The organism is Pseudooceanicola profundi (assembly GCF_050897955.1).
Lineage (GTDB): Bacteria > Pseudomonadota > Alphaproteobacteria > Rhodobacterales > Rhodobacteraceae > Pseudooceanicola.
In genome coordinates, this window is the sequence record NZ_JBPAXZ010000001.1 from 577798 (window position 1) to 595592 (window position 17795).

The 17795-nt window shown below is 65.8% G+C and carries 15 protein-coding genes; 1 reads left to right on the forward strand and 14 read right to left on the reverse strand.

Translation table 11 applies throughout. The annotated features are described in order from the left end of the window. Window positions 1-90: 90 nt before the first annotated feature. Genes ACRARG_RS02805 through ACRARG_RS02815 form a run of 3 tightly spaced genes read right to left on the reverse strand, consistent with a single transcriptional unit; the run spans window position 91 to window position 2096 of the window. Entirely contained in the window at window positions 91-336 is a 246-nt protein-coding gene (locus ACRARG_RS02805; RefSeq protein WP_432688457.1) for a (2Fe-2S)-binding protein, read from the reverse strand. A 12-nt stretch (window positions 337-348) separates the two neighbouring features. Next, window positions 349-1620: an imelysin family protein gene (locus ACRARG_RS02810; protein WP_432688458.1), complete on the reverse strand. Its 1272-nt coding sequence runs from the start codon at window positions 1618-1620 to the stop codon at window positions 349-351. Between the two features lie 23 nt (window positions 1621-1643). Beyond that, window positions 1644-2096 (reverse strand): hypothetical protein, encoded by a 453-nt coding sequence (locus ACRARG_RS02815; RefSeq protein WP_432688459.1) that lies wholly within the window; start codon window positions 2094-2096, stop codon window positions 1644-1646. Window positions 2097-2283: 187 nt separating this feature from the next. Here ACRARG_RS02815 and ACRARG_RS02820 point away from each other — a divergent pair, with 187 nt between their 5' ends. Continuing rightward, window positions 2284-3555 (forward strand): flavin-dependent oxidoreductase, encoded by a 1272-nt coding sequence (locus tag ACRARG_RS02820; RefSeq protein WP_432688460.1) that lies wholly within the window; start codon window positions 2284-2286, stop codon window positions 3553-3555. Window positions 3556-3735: 180 nt separating this feature from the next. Here ACRARG_RS02820 and ACRARG_RS02825 read toward each other — a convergent pair whose 3' ends face one another. The 11 genes from ACRARG_RS02825 to ACRARG_RS02875 form a co-directional block, all read right to left on the reverse strand. After that, window positions 3736-4659 (reverse strand): carbohydrate kinase family protein, encoded by a 924-nt coding sequence (locus ACRARG_RS02825; RefSeq protein WP_432688461.1) that lies wholly within the window; start codon window positions 4657-4659, stop codon window positions 3736-3738. Then, the gene (xylB, locus tag ACRARG_RS02830) at window positions 4659-6104 is read right to left on the reverse strand and encodes a xylulokinase (RefSeq protein ID WP_432688462.1); all 1446 of its coding nucleotides are present in this window, start codon (window positions 6102-6104) and stop codon (window positions 4659-4661) included. The genes ACRARG_RS02825 and xylB overlap by 1 nt, the downstream gene beginning before the upstream one ends. Window positions 6105-6107: 3 nt before the next feature. After that, window positions 6108-7571, reverse strand: coding sequence for a mannitol dehydrogenase family protein (locus ACRARG_RS02835; RefSeq protein WP_432688463.1), 1464 nt, complete (start codon window positions 7569-7571; stop codon window positions 6108-6110). 159 nt (window positions 7572-7730) lie between these two features. Beyond that, window positions 7731-8735, reverse strand: coding sequence for an ABC transporter ATP-binding protein (locus ACRARG_RS02840; protein WP_432688464.1), 1005 nt, complete (start codon window positions 8733-8735; stop codon window positions 7731-7733). 119 nt (window positions 8736-8854) lie between these two features. Further along, on the reverse strand, window positions 8855-9685 hold the full coding sequence (locus tag ACRARG_RS02845; RefSeq protein ID WP_432688465.1) for a carbohydrate ABC transporter permease: 831 nt from the start codon (window positions 9683-9685) through the stop codon (window positions 8855-8857). A 169-nt stretch (window positions 9686-9854) separates the two neighbouring features. Next, a complete protein-coding gene (locus ACRARG_RS02850; RefSeq protein ID WP_432688466.1) occupies window positions 9855-10721 on the reverse strand; it encodes a carbohydrate ABC transporter permease in 867 nt (288 codons plus the stop codon). A gap of 142 nt (window positions 10722-10863) precedes the next feature. Beyond that, window positions 10864-12177, reverse strand: a complete 1314-nt coding sequence (locus ACRARG_RS02855; protein ID WP_432688467.1) for an ABC transporter substrate-binding protein — start codon at window positions 12175-12177, stop codon at window positions 10864-10866. Window positions 12178-12327: 150 nt separating this feature from the next. After that, the gene (locus ACRARG_RS02860; protein WP_432688468.1) at window positions 12328-13287 is read right to left on the reverse strand and encodes a sugar-binding transcriptional regulator; all 960 of its coding nucleotides are present in this window, start codon (window positions 13285-13287) and stop codon (window positions 12328-12330) included. A gap of 3 nt (window positions 13288-13290) precedes the next feature. Next, the gene (locus ACRARG_RS02865) at window positions 13291-13962 is read right to left on the reverse strand and encodes an HAD family hydrolase (RefSeq protein WP_432688469.1); all 672 of its coding nucleotides are present in this window, start codon (window positions 13960-13962) and stop codon (window positions 13291-13293) included. Further along, window positions 13963-15927 (reverse strand): acetoacetate--CoA ligase, encoded by a 1965-nt coding sequence (locus ACRARG_RS02870; RefSeq protein WP_432688470.1) that lies wholly within the window; start codon window positions 15925-15927, stop codon window positions 13963-13965. Further along, on the reverse strand, window positions 15924-17795 hold the full coding sequence (locus ACRARG_RS02875; protein WP_432688471.1) for an FAD-dependent monooxygenase: 1872 nt from the start codon (window positions 17793-17795) through the stop codon (window positions 15924-15926). Before ACRARG_RS02875 ends, ACRARG_RS02870 begins: the two co-directional genes overlap by 4 nt.

Genomic DNA, 17795 nt, shown 5'->3' on the forward strand with positions numbered 1-17795 from the left:
TTTGCGTGACCGGATCAGAATAATCGAATGACCGGGTCCGGCACAAGCCAAACTTAGAATGATTCCAGAAATATTACCTAAGTGTTTCTATCACTTACTTACGAACCGGCCCCTTTTCGGACGCAGGTTCGTCAGCACGGCGGGCACCCCCAGACTGTCGGATTTCGCCATGGTATCGATGAACAGGCTCAGACAACCGCCACAATCAGGTTTCTTGCCCAATGCGTGGTAAATCTTTCCCGGGGTGATGATCGTCTGCGAATCCGCAGCGCGCATCCAGTCGATGGCGGCATGGATGTCGCGGTCGGTGATGGCATTGCAATGGCAGACGATCATCGTCTCAAGTCCTTACTGGAAAACGGCGTTGGGGTTATCGAGGCTGTCGGAGCCTTCAAAGCCGATCTGGTCGAGCGACAGGGCAGAGACGGCGCGCTCGATCTCGGCGGTCTGGGCGACCAGAGCCTCCACCGCAGCCATGATGATCGCCTCACCGTCGCCATTGCCGCGCGCCAGCATCTGGTCGTAGGAATAGCCCGCCTCGGCCGCCGCCTTCATCTGGGACATCTCGCCCATCGTGTGATCCAGCGCCGCCGTCAGGGCCGCATCCACCGCCGGGTCGGCAGCAGCGACCAGCGAGGACAGGGACGGCCCGGTGACAACCCGCCCGTCGATCCCGACATATTCGCCGGAATAGACGTTGCGGATGCCCATGGCGTCGTAGAAATGGCTGTTATGGGTGTTGTCGGAGAAGCAGTCATGCTCCTCTTCCGGGTCGTTCAGCATGACGCCCAGCTTCATCCGCTCGCCCGCCTGTTCGCCGTAGGAGAGCGAGCCCATGCCGGTCAGCATGGCGGATATTCCGGCATCCTCATCGGCCATCACGGCGCTGCGCGCCTCGCCTTCGGCACCCCAGGCCCCGGCCATATACTCCAGATCGGAGATCAGCAGATCGGTCGCCGCCGTCAGATAGGCGCCCCGGCGGTCGCAATTGCCGCCCGTGCAGGCCTCGCCCGCAGCATAATCGGTGGCAGGACGTTCGCCCGCGCCATGTTCGGTCCCGTGCAGGTCCTGCCCCCAGAGCAGGAATTCGATGGCGTGGTAGCCGGTGGCGACATTGGCCTCCACCTCGTCAGCCTCGTGCAGGGTGTCGGACAGCAGCTCCGCCGTGATCTCCGTCGCGTCGATCTCTGCGCCGGACAGGGTGAAGGTCGGGTTGGCGATGACGTTCAGCACGGCATACTGGTTTTCATCCGTGGCACCGCCGGTGGTCGGGTCGACATAGTCGATCAGCCCCTCGTCCAGCGGCCAGGCGTTCACCTTGCCCTCCCAATCATCCACGATCGGGTTGCCGAAGCGGAAGACCTCGGTCTGCTGATAGGGCACGCGGGCCGCGATCCAGGCGGCGCGGGCGGCGGTCAGGTTTGCCTCCGTCGGCTCGGCCAGCAGGGCGTCGACGGCCCCCTTCAGCGCCTTGGCGGACGTCAGCGCATCGGAATAGCCGGCCTCCGCGATATTGGCGTAGGTGGTCAGCACGGCGGATTTCTCCGGCGCGTCCTGGGCGAATGCCGGCAGGGCGGCGGTCAGGGCAAGGAGCGATGCTGCGGTCAGGTTACGTGGCATGAGATGTCCCTTCGGGTCTTTGGTCAATTGAGCCGCCCGCGCGGGGCAGCGTAGTCCGGGCGTCTCTGCGCCCTGTCGAGGTCGAGGCCCAGCGTCTGGGCCAGAGATACGGCAATTGGCACGACATCGGCGCGCAGCAGCAGGCAGGCGATCATCATCGCCTCTTCCCGGTCCTGCGCGGCGGTGGCGGTGAAAAGGGCAAAGACCGCCTCATCCGCGCCGACGCAGTCGCAGGACAGTGCATGGCGCAGCAGCGGGCGGCGGGCGTATTGGGTGCAGAGGGTCAGCAGATCGCCGGTCCGGTCCATGAAGGTATCCGCCTGTGCCACGCCAAGGCGCAGCGTCAGCTGATCCCTGAGCGCTGCCTGCCCTGCTGCCCCGTCACACCACAGCCGCAGCGTGCGGACCCACCAGGCCTCCCGCTCCGGCAGGAGCGCGATCTGGCCGACGGCAGCGGCCCCGCGCTCAATGCGCATGGGTCTGGGGTCCGGTGATCTGGGCGGTGTCGGGCATTTGGTCGATTCCGTTGCTTGCCCAATACCTGACTGTTTGACTTGGACAAGTCAATCCCGACTTGTTTGGTCGGATATCTTCCGCTCCCGCTGGCACGTTTGATCTGGCCTCCGGGGATGGTATGACCCATGGCCAGAGAGGGAGGCGCCTATGGACGAGATCATCATCGCGGGCGGCGGGATCGGCGGGCTGGTCATGGGGCTGACCCTGCATCAGATCGGCCTGCCCTTCCGGATTTATGAACAGGTGGCAGAGCTGAAGCCGCTGGGCGTCGGCATCAACCTGCAACCCAATGCAGTGCGGGAGCTGATGGAGCTGGGGATCACCCGCGCCGATCTGGACGGGATCGGCCTTCCGGCGTTGGAATGGGCTTTGGTGTCGCTGCGCGGACAGGAAATCCATGCCGAGCCGCGCGGCGAACGCGCTGGCTATCACTGGCCGCAATATGCCGTGCACCGGGGGCAGCTGCAGATGCTGCTCTACCGTGTGCTCTGCGACCGCGCCGGGCCGGATGTGGTGCGGCTTGGGGCCAGGGTCACCGGCTACCGGCGGTCCGGCGATGGTGTGACGGTGGAGATCACGCGGAAGGACGGCGGGGTCGAGGACCGGTTCGCGCCGCTGCTCATCGGCGCGGACGGGCTGCATTCCGCCGTGCGGGCGCAGATGTATCCCGACCAGCCGCCGATCCGCTGGGGCGGCGCGATCCTCTGGCGCGGCACCTCTCTGACTACGCCGATCCGGACCGGATCCTCCTTTGTCGGGCTGGGGCGGCATGACCACCGAATGGTGCTCTACCCGATCTCTCATCCCGATCCGGCGACTGGCTTGCAGGTGATGAACTGGATCGCCGAGGTTACGGTCGACAATTCCGCCGGCTGGCCCGAGGGCGACTGGAACCGCAAGGTGCAGCATTCTGATTTCGCACATCATTTCGCGGGCTGGCGCTATGACTGGCTGGATGTGCCGGCGCTGCTGAACGGGGCGTCCGATGTCTGGGAATACCCGATGATCGACCGCGATCCGGTGCCCAGCTGGGTCGACGGGCCGGTCGCACTGATGGGCGATGCGGCGCATGTCATGTATCCCACGGGGTCGAACGGCGCGAGCCAGGCGGTGGTCGATGCACGGGTTCTGGGGGCGAGGCTGCTGGACCATGGATTGGGCGCGCGGGCGCTCCGGGCCTATGACGAACAGCTTTGTGAGAAGGTTTCGGCGCTGGTGCTGCGCAACCGGGGGGCGGGTCCGTTTGGTCTGCTGAACCTCGTCGACGAACGTTGCGGCGGGGAGTTCGAAGAGATCGACGCCGTCGTGCCGCCGGAGGAACGGGCGGAATACATGGCGGGCTACAAGCAGGCGGCGGGATTTGCGATGGCGGCGCTGAATGCAGCGGCGCCGACGATTGCGGCGGGGGAGACGGTGTGAGAAGTGCCAAATGGGCACAGCCGGTTTCGAAGGAAGAAAGAAGGGCAGCGCCCGACCCGAGGGAGGGCGCATGAGCGCCCGCCCTGGGGGGCGGGTCGGGCGCTGCCCGGCGTTACCGCCGGGCGGGACATATGATCGATGGTACGCTTTTTCGCTTAGATCGATTGGGGCGCGCCCCCCTCACCCCAGCTCCGACAGCCAGGGCGGATTGGCCCCGGCGCGTGACACCGTCACCGCCGCGACCCGGGCGCCATGCTCCAGCGCTACCCGCAGCTGATCCGCCGTCACATGGCGCACCCGCGCGCCGGTCAGCATCCCCTGCCCCTGCAGGCTCGCCAGGACGCCCGCATTGAACGTGTCGCCCGCGCCGACCGTATCGACAACCACGGCATCCTCCGCCGCGACGGAGACCTCGGTGCCGTCCGGCAGCCAGGCCACCGCGCCGTCGCGCCCCTTGGTGACGATGACGATCCCCGCGCCGGAGGCCCGGATCTGCGCCGCCTTCTCCGCCACCGGCTCCGTCCCCGGCATCAGCCAGAAGAGGTCCTCATCCGACAGCTTCACGATATCCGCCTGCGCCATCATCGCCGCGATGCGGGCCGTGTAGCGGGCACGGTCCGGCACAAACCCTGCCCGCACATTGGGGTCGATCATCACGGCGCGGCCCTGCCGCTGGGCCGCCATGAAGGCGCGATAGGCCTCCGCCCCCGGCTCGCAGGCCAGGGAAATGCCGCCGAAATAGAGCGCCTCTGCTTCGATCTCTGCCGGGAAATCGGCAGGCTCCAGCATGCGACCGGCCGAGTTCTCATCGTAGAAGGTATAGCTCGCCTGCCCGTCCTCGATCCGGACGAAGGCCAGCGTGGTGGGGCGGTCCGACAGGATCAAACCTTGCGTGCCCACCATGGAGGCGCTCAGCGCCTCCGTCAGCTGCTGGCCGAAGAGATCCCGCGACAGGCCGGAGATCATGCCAACCTCCACCCCCAGCCGCCCCAAGGCAATCGCCGTGTTGAAGACCGCGCCGCCGACATGGGGGACAAAGCCGATACTGTCTCCGGCCGGCGCGGGGATCATGTCGATCAGGGCTTCGCCGCAGCACAGGATCATCACTGGACCTCTCGGATCGCCGGATAAGCGGCGCGGAATTTCTCATATCCCGCGTCGAAGGCGGGCTTCAGCGCGGCCACTGGCGCAACCGTTTCGGCCACCGCCGGCGGGGTCATGACCGCCGCCGGGTCGGCCCGCGTGGCGGCGCAGAGGCCCAGCCGTGCAGCGCCAAGGGCCGCGCCAAACTCCCGTCCTTCCGGCATAAGCATCGGCACGCCAAGCACAGTCGCGATCATCTCCACCCAGTGGCGCGACGCCGCGCCGCCGCCGATGGCGAAAAGCGCCGAGAGGTCGGCGCCGGTGCCGCGCAACGCCTCTGCCGTGTCGCGCAGCCCGAAGGCCACGCCTTCCAGTACGGCGCGGGTCATCTCCGCCACCCCGGTCGAACGGGAGAGGCCGGTGAAGCAGCCCCGGATGGCGGCATCGTTATGCGGCGTCCGTTCGCCCGAGAGATAGGGCAGGAAGCGAACCGGCCCGGGGGCCTGCAGCGCGCCCAGATCGGCGGTCAGCGCGGCGGGGCTGCGGCCGGTGATCTGGGCCAGCCAGTTCAGGCTGTCCGTGGCCGACAGCATCACCCCCATCTGGTACCACTGCCCCGGCACGGCATGACAGAAGGTGTGCAGGGCCGTCGCAGCCGCCGGGCGATATCCGTCGCGGGCGGCCAGCAGCACGCCGGAGGTACCAAGCGAGACAAAGCCCTGCCCCTCACCCAGCGCACCGATACCACAGGCGGCGGCGGCATTGTCACCCGCGCCCCCGGCCACGGTGACGCCCTCCGGCAGTCCCCATTTCGCGGCAAGTTCGGGGCGCAGGACCCCGGCCTTTTCGCTGCCCTCGACAAGGCGCGGCATCTGGTCCCGGCGCATATGCCCGGCCTTCAGCAGCACCTCGGACCAGTCCCGCGCGCCGACGTCCAGCCAGGAGGTCCCGGCGCTGTCGGACATGTCGGCGACGTGATCGCCGGTCAGGAAGAAATTCATATAGGCGGCGGGCAGCAGGACCTTGGTAACCCGCGCAAAATTCTCAGGCTCATGCGCCCGGACCCATGCGAGTTTCGGCGCGGTGAAGCCCGGGAAGACGATATTGCCGGAAAGGTCACGCACCTGCGGCATGGCGTCCAGCACCGCGGCCTCTGCATGGCTGCGCGTGTCGTTCCAGAGGATGCAGGGGCGGATCACCGCGCCCTGATCGTCCAGCAGCGTCGCGCCATGCATATGGCCCGCGACGCCGATGCCCTTCAGGTCAGAGAGCGGGAAGCGCGTGCCAAGCTCCGCCACCGCCTCTTCCAGCGCCATGACCCAGGCGGCTGGGTCCTGTTCGGACCAGCCCGGATGCGGGTTGGAGACGGCAAAGGCGCGTTCGGCGGCACCCAGCGGGCGGCCCTCGCCGTCGATCAGCAGGGCGCGCAGCCCTGAGGTGCCGAGGTCCAGCCCGAGATAGCTCATGATCTACTCCAGATAGGCGTCGAGTGCTGCGTCCATACCGTCGTGATGCATGATCGTCAGCCATTTGGCAAAGGGCTCTGCAAAGCGCGGCTCCTCGGCGAGGTCGCCGTAGATCTGGCGCTGGTGCAGCCAGGCCATGGGCTCTGCCTTTGCCTTTTCGGCCACCGTTGTGAGGTCGGCCCAGAAGGGGTCATTGGGCTCGACCGTGGAGCCATCCTCCCGCACCCCCGTGCAATAGCGCGCCCAGCAGGCTGAGACAAAGGCCAGCCCCTCCACCGGCGTTCCGGCTGCCAGCCCGTCCCGGACCGAAGGCAGGACAAAGCCGGGATGGCGGGAGGAGCCGTCGAAGGCCACCCGCCGGGTCGTGTCGACGATGGCCGGATTGGCGAAGCGGCGTTCGATCAGCCGGACATACTCTTCGGGCGTATAGCCCGGCACGGCATGGACATGGGGCATGATCTCCTGCGTCTCGACCTTGTGGAAGAGCGCGCGGACGCGGGGGGCTTCCATACAGCCCGAGATTGTCTCGATCCCCAGAACCTCGCCCACGTCGGAGATCACCTGATGGCCACCGTTGAGGATGCGGATCTTCATGATTTCAAAGGCATGCACGTCGGGCGTGAAGATCGCACCGACCCTGTCCCAGTCAGGCCGCCCGGCGCAGAAATCATCCTCGATCACCCAATGGCGGAAATTCTCATGGGTGACGGGGCAGTGATCCTCGATCCCCAGGTCACGGACCAGTGCCAGCTCTTTCGGTCCGGTGGCGGGGACGATGCAGTCGACCATGGAGTTCGGGAAGGTGCAATTGGCGGCGATCCAGTCCGCCAGAGCCGGGTCCGACAGCCGGGCCAGCGAGACCACGGTCTGTTTCAGCACATCGCCATTGCCCTGCAGGTTGTCGCAGCACTGGCAGGTGAAGGGGCCGGTGCCCGCATCCCGACGCAGGCGCAGTGCGGCGATGATGGCACCGAATGCCGTGCGGGGCGTCGCCGGGTTGGCCGCGTCATGGAGGATATCGGGATGGGCCGCGTCGAACCCCTTGGTCGCCGGGTCAATGTAATAGCCGCCCTCGGTCACCGTCAGGGCGACGATACGGATATCGGGCCCGGCCATGCGTTGGATCAGGGCACCATTGCCCTCCTCGATCGGCAGGTAGTCGATCATCGAGCCAACGACTTCGGCCGACCGGCCCGAGGGGTCGAGCTCGATCAGCGTGGTCAGGCAGTCCTGCGCCAGCAGCTTGTCCCGCATGGCGGCGTCATAGGGGCGGACACCGGCACCGATGATGGCCCAGTCCTGCGCCAGCCCTGCCTGCATCAGCCGGTGCAGATACCAGGACTGATGCGCCCGGTGGAAATTGCCAAGCCCGATATGCACGATGCCGGGGGTCAGGGCGGCGCGGTCGTATTCGGGCCGCTTCACCTCTGCGGGAAGCGCGGCAAGGGTGGCGTTTGACAGATTCATCCGTCCGGTCCTCTTATCCGAAATTGGGTTGGCTGGTCCGCGTGCCCGCAGACATGCGACCGTTCGACGGACAGGTTGTGGCGCAGCCATGACCGTCCCAGACCAGCGTCCTGCCCTGCAGTTGCAGGCAGAGCCGCAGCTTCGTTCCCGCAATGGCCATCATTCGATCCGCAGCCCCTCTGCATCGAACCGGTGCAGGTGCTGCATCTCCGGCGTCAGATGCACCGTGTCGCCGTAATGGAGATCGACCTCGCCAGAGGCGCGGACGGTCAGCGGCTCGGCAAAGCCGGGCACGGTGACGTGGAAGAAAGTGTCGGAGCCCAGATGTTCCGACACGCCGACCTTGCCGGTCCAGTCGCCCCCCTCCGCGCTGATGGTCAGGTGTTCCGGACGGATGCCGATCGTCTGGGCGTCGTGCTTGGCCGCCTCCGCCCCGCCGATCAGGTTCATCTTGGGCGAGCCGATGAAACCCGCGACGAAGATGTTGCGCGGGGTCCGGTAGAGCTCCAGCGGCGTGCCGACCTGTTCGATCCGGCCCGCCTGCAGGACGACGATCTTGTCGGCCATGGTCATCGCCTCTACCTGGTCATGCGTGACGTAGATCATCGTGGTGGTCAGGCGCTTGTGCAGCTCCGAGATCTCCAGCCGCATGCCAACCCGCAGCGCCGCGTCGAGGTTCGAGAGCGGCTCGTCGAACAGGAAGGCCGCCGGTTCACGGACAATCGCCCGCCCGATGGCGACCCGCTGCCGCTGACCGCCCGAGAGCTGGCCGGGACGGCGGTCGAGGTAATCGGTAAGGTTCAGCACCTCTGCCGCCGCCTCGATCCGGCGATCCTGTTCGGCCTTGTCCATCCCCGCCATCTTCAGCGGGAAGGCGATATTCTTGCGCACCGACATATGCGGATAGAGCGCGTAGGACTGGAACACCATCGCCAGCTTGCGCTTGGCGGGCGGCAGATGGGTGGCATCTTCGCGGTCGATGCGGATCTGGCCGGTGGTCACATCCTCCAACCCCGCGATCAGGCGCAGAAGGGTGGATTTGCCACAGCCCGAGGGGCCGACGAAGACCACGAATTCGCCGTCGTCGATGGTCAGATCCAGCGGCGGGATGACCTGAATGTCGCCGAAGCTCTTGGTCACCTTGTCGAGTGTGATACGTCCCATTGGGTTGTTCCCTTAGTACTTTTATGTCCTACCGCTTCGCTACTTGAGGACTTGTTCTGTCCTACCGCTTTGCTTCTTGAGGACGTGTTCTGTCCTACCGCTTCGCTACTTGAGGACGGTCATTTCACGGCGCCAAAGGTCAGGCCCCGGACGAGTTGTTTCTGGCTGAACCAGCCCGTGATCAGGATCGGCGCGATGGCCATGGTCGAGGCCGCCGAGAGCTTGGCGTAGAACAGGCCCTCGGGGCTGGAATAGCTGGCGATGAAGGCCGTCAGGGGGGCTGCCTTGGCGGCCGTCAGGTTCAGCGTCCAGAAGGCCTCGTTCCAGGCCAGGATGATGTTCAAGAGCAGGGTCGAGGCGATGCCGGGGATGGCCATGGGCGTGAGGATATGGATGATCTCCTCCCGCAGGGTGGCGCCGTCCATACGGGCTGCTTCGAGGATCTCTCCCGGGATTTCCTTGAAATAGGTGTAGAGCATCCAGATGATGATCGGCAGGTTGATCAGCATCAGCACCACGATCAGCGCGCCCTTGGTGTCGAGCACCCCGAGTTTGATCATCACCAGATAGATCGGATAGAGCACGCCCACCGCCGGCAGCATCTTTGTGCTGAGCATCCACATCAGGATGTCCTTGGTCCGCCTGCCCGGCACAAAGGCCATGGACCAGGCGGCGGGGATGGCCACGATCAGCCCCAGCAGGGTGGAGCCGCCGGCGATCACGATGGAATTCCACAGGTATCGGGTATAGTCGGACCGGTCCTGCACGACGCCGTAATTCTCCAGCGTCCAGTTGAAGAACAGGAATTTGGGCGGGTTGGCGATGGCGTCTGCCTCGGTCTTGAAGGAGGTCAGGATCGTCCAGAGGATCGGGAAGAAGATCGCCAGCCCGATGATCCAGGCGGCGGCGGTCGCGATGACCTTGCGTTGGGTGGTCTGTGCGCGGGCCATGGGTCAGATATCTCCGGTAAAGAGGGTCTGCGATGCATCGATCATGCGTCCCGCCCGGCGGCACGCCGGGCTGCGCCGACCCGCCCCCACGGGGCGGCGCAATTGCGCCACCCCTCGGATCGGCGCAGCCCTCATTTCAGACCTCGGACGGGTGTTGCTGGATCCAATCTCACGCATCGAGGTTCTTCCCCACGATCCGCATCAGGAAGATGGCGATGATATTGGCGAGGATGACCGCAAGGATCCCCCCGGCCGACCCGAGCCCGACGTTCTGGCTCTCCAGCACGCGCTGGAAGACGAGGTAGGTCAGTGTCCGGGTGCCAAACGATCCCTGCGTCGTCACGTAGATCTCTGCAAAGATCGACAGCAGGAAGATCGTCTGGATCAGGATCACCACCGTGATCGCCCGCGCCAGATGCGGCAGGACAATGTACCAGAAACGGGACAGGAACCCGGCGCCATCCATCTCCGACGCTTCCAGCTGCTCGCTGTCCAGCGACTGGATCGCGGTCAGCAGGATCAGCGTGGCGAAGGGCAGCCATTGCCACGACACGATCAGGATGATGGAAAAGAGCGGCGACTGGGACAGCCAGTCATGCGGTTGGGCCCCGAAGAAGCGCCAGATATGCGCGAGGATCCCGTTCACCGGGTCCATGAACATGTTCTTCCAGACCAGCGCCGACACGGTTGGCATGACGAAGAAGGGCGCGATCACGAGGATCCGCACGATCCCCTGCCCCCAGATCGGCTGGTCCAGCAGCATGGCCAGCAGGATGCCTCCGATCACGGTGATGGCGAGGATGCCGCCCACCATGGTCAGCGTGACCACGATACTGTCGAGGAAGGACGACGAGGTGATGAAGCGTTCGTAGTTCTGGAAACCGACGCAGCATTCGGTGATGCCGCGCAAGGGCCGGTAATCCATGAAGGAGAAATAGAGCGTCATGACCAACGGCACGAGCATCCAGCCCAGAAGCAGGATCACGGCAGGCGCCATCATGAGGCGCGCGGCGCTGCGGGAATGCTGAGTTGCCATCGGGATACCTCGTCACCGGTCTTTGAGTTTGGTGGGGCCGGACCGCACCGGGTCCGGCCGACCTGCCCGCGCTAGAGGAGGGAGACGCAGGGCATTTGTCCCGGGCCGCCCCTAAGTGCGGCCCCGGGGGGAAGGCGCGGGGTCAGTACCCCGCAGCTTCCATTTCGTCGGTCGTCAGGGCCTGCGCCTTATCAAGCGCCTGATCCACGGTCTGCTGACCGGCCAGCGCGGCGGAGAATTCCTGACCGACCTGCGTGCCGATGCCGGCAAATTCCGGGATCGCCACGAACTGGACACCGGTATAGGGCACCGGGTCGACCGTCGGTGCGGTCGGATCGGCCGCGAGGATCGACTCGAGCGTCATCTGCGCGAAGGGCGCCGCATCCAGATATTCCTGGTTCTCGTAAAGCGAGGTGCGGGTGCCCGGGGGCACGTTCGCCCAGCCCTCTTTGGAGGCGACGAGTTCGGTGTAGCCCTTGGAGGTGGCCCAGCTGATAAAGGTCTTCGCCGCCTCAGGCGCGTCAGACCCCGCGGGGATGCCAAGTGTCCAGGCCCAGAGCCAGTTGCCGCGCTTGCCCAAACCATTGTCCGGCGCCAGCGCGAACCCGACCTGATCGGCCACGGTGGAATCGTCAGGGTTGGTCACGAAAGACGCCGCAACCGTCGCGTCGATCCACATGCCGCATTTGCCCTGCTGGAAGAGCGACAGGTTTTCGTTGAACCCGTTGGTGGAGGCACCCGGAGGGCCGTCATTGGTCATCAAGTCCATGTACATGTCCAGCGCGGCCTTCCACTCCGGCTGATCGAACTGGGCCTGCCAGTCCTCGTCGAACCAGCGCGCGCCGTAGGAATTGGCCATGGCGGTCAGGAAGGCCATGTTCTCGCCCCAGCCGGCCTTGCCGCGCAGGCAGATGCCGTAGACCTCGGCCTCCTTGTCGGTCATGGCGTCGGCGGCCTGCTTGATGAACTCCCATGTCGGGGCATCGGGCATTTCCAGCCCGGCCTTTTCCATCAGGTCCTTGCGGTACATGACCATGGAGGATTCCCCGTAGAAGGGCGCGGCGTAGAGCTTGCCGTCCTTCTTCAGACCACCCGCGATGGCGGGCAGGAAATCGTCGGCGTCATAGCCTTCGGGCATGCCCTCCAGCGGCACCAGCCAGTCCTGCGCGGCCCAGATCGGAACCTCGTAAGTGCCGATGGTCATCACGTCGAACTGGCCGCCATTGGTGGCGATATCCTGCGTAACCCGCTGGCGCAGAACGTTTTCTTCCAGCGTAACCCAGTCGACCTTGATGTCGGGGTGCTGCGCGTTGAAATCGTCCATCAGGCCCTGCATGCGGATCATGTCGCCGTTGTTCACGGTCGCGACGGTGATCGTCGTTTCGGCCCAGGCCGTACCTGCGGTAAGGGCAGCAACAGCAGACGCGCCCATCAGAGCGCGGAAATTCAGTGACATGGTCGTCCTCCCATTGGTGTGAACATTTGCTCACTTAGTGGACAAATACTCATGTTAGCGATGAGCAATTGTCAAGCCGGTTTCCTCGCCGCGCTGCAGCTTGGACGGAAAGTGGTAAACAGAAGGTTAGCTTAGCGAACGCAGGCAGGCTCAGCCGCGCAACAGGGCCTGCGCCGTCTCTTCGTCGGTGACGAGGGAATCAAGCAGATTGCCCGCCAGAGCGCCGCGAATCGCCGCCAATTTGCTGGCGCCCGCTGCGATGCAGAAGACCTTGATCCTGTTGACCGGCACCCGGACGCCCACCGATTTGTTGTTCAGCGGATGGTCGAGGAACCTGCCGTCGCGGTCGAAGATATGGCCGCAGATCTCGCCAATGGCGCCTGCCGACCGCAGCTCTGCCAGTTCCGACGCGCTGATGAAGCCGTCGACATGCAGCGGCGCGGTGTCGGACATCTGGCCCATGCCGACGATGGCCATGTCGGCGGCCTCTGCCAGATCACGGGCGGCTTTGACATGGGGGAGCGAGCGGTAGAGCGTCAGTTCGTCCGGCGTGCGGGCAAAGACGGGGATGGCCATGGGGTAATGCGCGCCGCCGGTCTTGTCGGCGACCCGCATGATGACCTCGTAGAAGGACGCGGAGCCGTCGGGGCCGACATTGCCGATGAGCGAGACCAGCCGGTGCCGCGCCCCGTCCACCGCCTGCATCTGTTCGATCACGGCGCGCAGGGTCCGGCCGGTACCAAAAGCGAAGGTCTGCGGGGTCGTATCCTGAAAAAGCCGTTCGAGGATCGGCGCGGTGAAGGGCGCGAGGCCGGTAACGGCATCGCCGCCCTCCCCCAGCCGTGGCGCGACCCAGGCACGTTCGAGGCCGTAGCGCGTTTTCAGCGCCCGCTCCAGTTCCAGGCATTCCGCGATGGGATGGTCGATGCGCACCCGCACCATGCCCTCGGCCCCGGCGCGGGCGACCAGACGCTGGGCGCGCTGGCGGGAGATCCCCAGTTCCTGCGCGATCTGGTCCTGTGTCAGCCCCTGCACCAACGACAGCCAGGCCGCCCGTGCCGCGAGGTCACGGGTGCTGCCGTCCTTGTCTTCCGCAATCGCCCTGGCCATCGATCATTTCCGCTCAAGCTGCGGGGCAAGATGGAAGAATTCTGCGAATGATGCAAACTCCCGATGCGGGCGGGCGATTGGGTCGGGCGGCAGGGTGAGGCCGGTCATGTGGCTGGCGCCCTTGAAATGCCAGACCTCCATTTCGGCGGCCAGCGCGGCGCGGATACCTGCGAAGCTATCCTCGATCACGAGGCAGGACTGCGGCGCAACCCCCTGTTTTTCAGCGGCTTTCAAGAAGAGGTCCGGGGCGGGCTTGCCCTTGCCGACCTCTGTCGCCGTGGTGGTCAGGCCGGCGAAAAGCCCGGTCAGACCGACGATCTCCAACGAGGCCGCCAGACGCTCCGGAGAGGAGGAGGTGGCGAGGCAATATGGCACAGCGAGGCGTTCGATCACCTCCCGCACGCCGTCGACGATCTTCAGCTCTGTCCGGAAGGCGCGCATGAGCCGGGTGCGGTAATCGGCCTCGAACCCTTCGGGCAGGCCGATGCCAAATTCGGCGCGGATCTGGGCCAGCACCACGGGGTAGCTGCGGCCAAGGAAATGCTTGGCCACATAGTCGAGGTCGATGGTCACGCCGTATTCGGCGAGCTCTGCCACCAGCATGCGGGCGGAGATCACCTCGCTGTCGATGAGCACGCCGTCACAATCGAAGATGACGAGCTGGGGATGAGGCATCTATCCGGTCACTGCCTTGCGCTGGTCGTGGTAGTTAAGAAAGGCGTCGAAGCTGTTGGGATTGGCCATGGAATCGCGATTAACCACTTTCTCGGGGTCGCCGCCCAATAGCAGTTTCTTAACAGGTACTTCCAGTTTCTTGCCGGAGATTGTGCGGGGCACTTCGGCGATCTCCACGATCTCGTCGGGCAGGAAACGGGCGGAGACGGCGCTGCGGATGGCGCCGCGGATCTCGTCGCGCAGGGTATCGGTCAGGGGGCCGTCCTTGGGCACCACGAAAAGCACCATGAAACTGTCGCGACCGAGGAATTCGAGGTCGATGACAAGGCTGTCCATCACCGTGTCGAGGCCCTCGACCGCGCGGTAGATCTCCGACGTGCCCAGCCGCAGGCCGCGCCGGTTGATCGTGGCGTCGGACCGGCCGTAGATGACCGACCCGCCCTCTTCGGTGAATTCGATCCAGTCGCCATGGCGCCAGATGCCGGGATAGGTGTCGAAATAGCTCTCATGCAGGCGCGACCCGTCCTCGTCGCCCCAGAAGAATAGCGGCATGGAGGGGAGCGGTTCGGTGCAGACAAGCTCGCCCACCTCGCCGATCAGCTCCTGCCCCGCCTCGTCGAAGGAGCGGACGGCATTGCCAAGCGCCCGGCACTGCATCTCGCCCGCGCGGACGGGCATGCCGGGATGGCCCAGCACAAAGGCGCCGGCAAGGTCGGTGCCGCCGGAGATCGGGGCGAGCCAGCAGTCCGGCGCGACCTCCGAATAGATCCATTCGTACCCCTCCTGGCTGAGCGGGGAGCCGGTGGAGGCGATGGCGGTGAGGCCCGACAGGTCGAGCTCTGCCGCCGGTCTCAGCCCGGCCTTCTGGCAGGCGGTGAAGAAGGCCGCGCCGGCGCCGAAATAGCTGAGCCTCTCGCGCGCCACCATGCGCCAGACCTCCAGCAGGTCCGGATGGTTCGCCGCCCCGTCGAAAAGCGCCACCATGGCGCCGCGCCCCAAGGCCATCCACTGGCAGGCCCACATGATCCAGCCGGAGGAGGTCATCCAGCAGAACCGGCTTTCCGGGCCGAGGTCCTGATGCATCGCCTGCTTGGTGCCCTCCAGCATCACCCCGCCATGGCCGTGCACGATGGGTTTCGGGTTGCCGGTCGTGCCAGAGGAATAGACCACCCAGATGGGATGGGAGAATTCGACGTCCACCACCTCAGGCGCCTGCGGGGCCTGCATCGTGTCGGCCCAGAGCGTCCAGTCCGCGCCGTCCCCCGCGACGGGGATGATGATCTTCTGTTCCAGCGTCGGCAGCTGCGCCGTGATCTCTGCCAGCGCGGGGCGCTTGTCGATCATCCGGCCGGCATGGACATAGCCGTCCTGCGCGATCAGCACCTTGGGTTCGATCTGGCGGAACCGGTCGATGATCGCCGCATTGCCCATATCAGGCGAACAGAGCGACCAGATCGCGCCGGTCGACACGGTGGCGAGGTAGGACACCAGCGCATCGGTCGTATTGGGCAGGACGGCGACAACGCGGTCGCCCTTGGTCACGCCCATCTGCTTCAGCGTAGACTGGAGCGAGCCGACGCGGTCGCGCAGCTGCCCCCAGGTGGTTTCCACCCGGCCGAAGGTTTCGGATTGCAGCACCACGGCGGTTTCGTCTTCGCGGCCCGCGACATGGCGCAGGATGGTGCGGGCATTGTTGGTCATGGCGCCGGGGAACCAGTCGGCGCCGGGCATCTTGCGTTCCGGCAGCACCTCTGTCCAGCCGCTGACGGGCAGGTCGAAATAGTCGATTATGGCGGTCCAGAAGCCGTCCAGATCGGTGACGGACCAGTCCCACATGGCGTGGTAGTCGCGGAAGGTCAGGCCGCGCTCGTCCTTCAGCCAGCGTTCGAATTTGGCCATGTGGGTGGCGGCGGCACGCTCCGGGCTCGGGGTCCAGATGACGCGCCGGTCGGCGAGTTCGGTCATTGCGTTCCTCCTCGCGGCTCCTCCGCCGCACGCATGAATTTATCAAAGAATTCTGACAGTTCGGCAGGCGCCGTCAAGGGCAGGACCGCCGATATATATTGGTCGGGCCGGGTAACGATCAGCGCGCCCTTGTGGCGGTCGATGCCGCGCATCTCGTAAATGTCGGCCTTCGGGTCGGCGCAGAAGATCTTCTCCGGGTCGGGCAGATGGTAGCGGCCCTTGCGGGGGCGCAGCAGCGGGTGGAACTCCGCCAGCTCCACCGCGTGCAGGGGCTGGGGGACAATGGCGCGCAGGTCGAAGATCGCATCGGGGTCGGCCCCGGCGGGCGTGTAGCGGCGGAACGGCAAGGCGTCATCACTGGCGAGCGCCTCACAAAGCTGCCAGAGCGCGGTGCCTTCGCTGCCGCCCTCTGCCCCGGCAAAGGCGTAGAGGCGCCAGCGCCCGTCGGCCTCTGCCACATGGCCGAGGTGCAGGGGTTTCGCGTCCGAGACACGGATCACCGGCGCGGAATGGAACCGCATGCCGACGGTCTGGCCGGTGGCAAGCGCCTGATGCTCTGCCCCGGCGGTGATGAGGGAGGGCGCGTAATGCACCGCCGTGCCGGCCGTGTAGCGCCCCTGTTTCTGGAAGAAGGCGCGGAATTCCTCTGGATCCAGCGCCTCCCCTGCTCCGCCTGTCGCCTTGCCCTGTTCGGAGAAACGGCGGGCGAATTCGCGGTCGAAGGCGATGAGGTCGGCGGCGACGCCCTGCCGTTCGGCGGTGTAGGTCTTCAGCAGGTCCGCAGAGGCCTGCCCCCGCAGCACCGCCGCCAGTTTCCAGCCGAGGTTGAAGGCATCGCCCATCGACACGTTCATCCCCTGCCCGGCCTTGGGGCTGTGGGTGTGGCAAGCATCGCCCGCGATCAGCACATGGCCGGTATCATCCTCGAACCGGTCGCAGAGGCGCTGACCGATCTCGTAGACCGACCACCAGGCGATCTCCTTCGCGTCGAAAGTATAGGGCGCGAGGATGCGCTGCGCTGCGGCCACCAGCCGGTCGGGGCCGATCTGATCGCGGTTCAGCCGTTCGCCGGGCGCGAGCTTGTCGAGCTCGATATAGAGGCGCGTCAGGTAGCCGCCTTCGCGCGGGATGTTCAGCACATTGCCGTGGGCGGCGGAGCGGATGACGGCCTTGAACCGGATGTCCGGAAAATCGGTATCGGCCAGCACATCCATCACGCCCCAGGCCTGATTGGCGCTGTCGCCGGTCAGATTCAGCCCGATCTCGCGCCGCACCGTGCTGCGGGCGCCGTCGCAGCCGATAACGTAGCGGGCGCGGAGGGTCTGCGGGCCGTCGGGCGTGTCGAAATGGGCGGTAACGGGCTGGCCTGCGGTCACGTCCAGCGCCCTGAGTTGCCAGCCGTAATCGGGGACCAGACGGCGGGGGGATCGCGCCATGACCTCCAGGTAGCGGTCATGCACGCGGGCCTGATTGAGGATGACATGGGGGAATTCGGACAGGTCATCCTCAACATCCTGCACGCGGCCGGTGCGGTGGATCTGCGCGGGGTCGTCGGAGGGGGCCCAGAAGGTCGTCTCTGAGATCCAGCAGGCCTCTTCCTCGATGGCGCGGGCAAAGCCGAAGGCGTTGAACATCTCCATCGTGCGGCAGGCGATGCCATCGGCCTGCCCCAGTTCCAGCGGGCCGTCCTTCTGATCGGTGATCCGCGTGTGGATATCCGGGAAGGCCGAGAGCTGGGCGGCGAGGGTCAGACCCGCCGGGCCGCAGCCGATGATCAGCACGTCAACCTCGCCGGTCTCTGCGGTCTTGGTGGCGGCGGGGGAGATGCGGGGGTCGCCGGGGCGGAAGCCGTTCAGGTGGAACTGCAT

What these genes read in the sequence shown, in the direction of transcription:
- ACRARG_RS02805 (WP_432688457.1), bottom strand. Translation starts at nt 336, where the DNA reads ATGATCGTCTGCCATTGCAATGCCATCACCGACCGCGACATCCATGCC.
- ACRARG_RS02810 (WP_432688458.1), bottom strand. Translation starts at nt 1,620, where the DNA reads ATGCCACGTAACCTGACCGCAGCATCGCTCCTTGCCCTGACCGCCGCC.
- ACRARG_RS02815 (WP_432688459.1), bottom strand. Translation starts at nt 2,096, where the DNA reads ATGCGCATTGAGCGCGGGGCCGCTGCCGTCGGCCAGATCGCGCTCCTG.
- ACRARG_RS02820 (WP_432688460.1), top strand. Translation starts at nt 2,284, where the DNA reads ATGGACGAGATCATCATCGCGGGCGGCGGGATCGGCGGGCTGGTCATG.
- ACRARG_RS02825 (WP_432688461.1), bottom strand. Translation starts at nt 4,659, where the DNA reads ATGATCCTGTGCTGCGGCGAAGCCCTGATCGACATGATCCCCGCGCCG.
- xylB (WP_432688462.1), bottom strand. Translation starts at nt 6,104, where the DNA reads ATGAGCTATCTCGGGCTGGACCTCGGCACCTCAGGGCTGCGCGCCCTG.
- ACRARG_RS02835 (WP_432688463.1), bottom strand. Translation starts at nt 7,571, where the DNA reads ATGAATCTGTCAAACGCCACCCTTGCCGCGCTTCCCGCAGAGGTGAAG.
- ACRARG_RS02840 (WP_432688464.1), bottom strand. Translation starts at nt 8,735, where the DNA reads ATGGGACGTATCACACTCGACAAGGTGACCAAGAGCTTCGGCGACATT.
- ACRARG_RS02845 (WP_432688465.1), bottom strand. Translation starts at nt 9,685, where the DNA reads ATGGCCCGCGCACAGACCACCCAACGCAAGGTCATCGCGACCGCCGCC.
- ACRARG_RS02850 (WP_432688466.1), bottom strand. Translation starts at nt 10,721, where the DNA reads ATGGCAACTCAGCATTCCCGCAGCGCCGCGCGCCTCATGATGGCGCCT.
- ACRARG_RS02855 (WP_432688467.1), bottom strand. Translation starts at nt 12,177, where the DNA reads ATGTCACTGAATTTCCGCGCTCTGATGGGCGCGTCTGCTGTTGCTGCC.
- ACRARG_RS02860 (WP_432688468.1), bottom strand. Translation starts at nt 13,287, where the DNA reads ATGGCCAGGGCGATTGCGGAAGACAAGGACGGCAGCACCCGTGACCTC.
- ACRARG_RS02865 (WP_432688469.1), bottom strand. Translation starts at nt 13,962, where the DNA reads ATGCCTCATCCCCAGCTCGTCATCTTCGATTGTGACGGCGTGCTCATC.
- ACRARG_RS02870 (WP_432688470.1), bottom strand. Translation starts at nt 15,927, where the DNA reads ATGACCGAACTCGCCGACCGGCGCGTCATCTGGACCCCGAGCCCGGAG.
- ACRARG_RS02875 (WP_432688471.1), bottom strand. Translation starts at nt 17,795, where the DNA reads ATGCAGTTCCACCTGAACGGCTTCCGCCCCGGCGACCCCCGCATCTCC.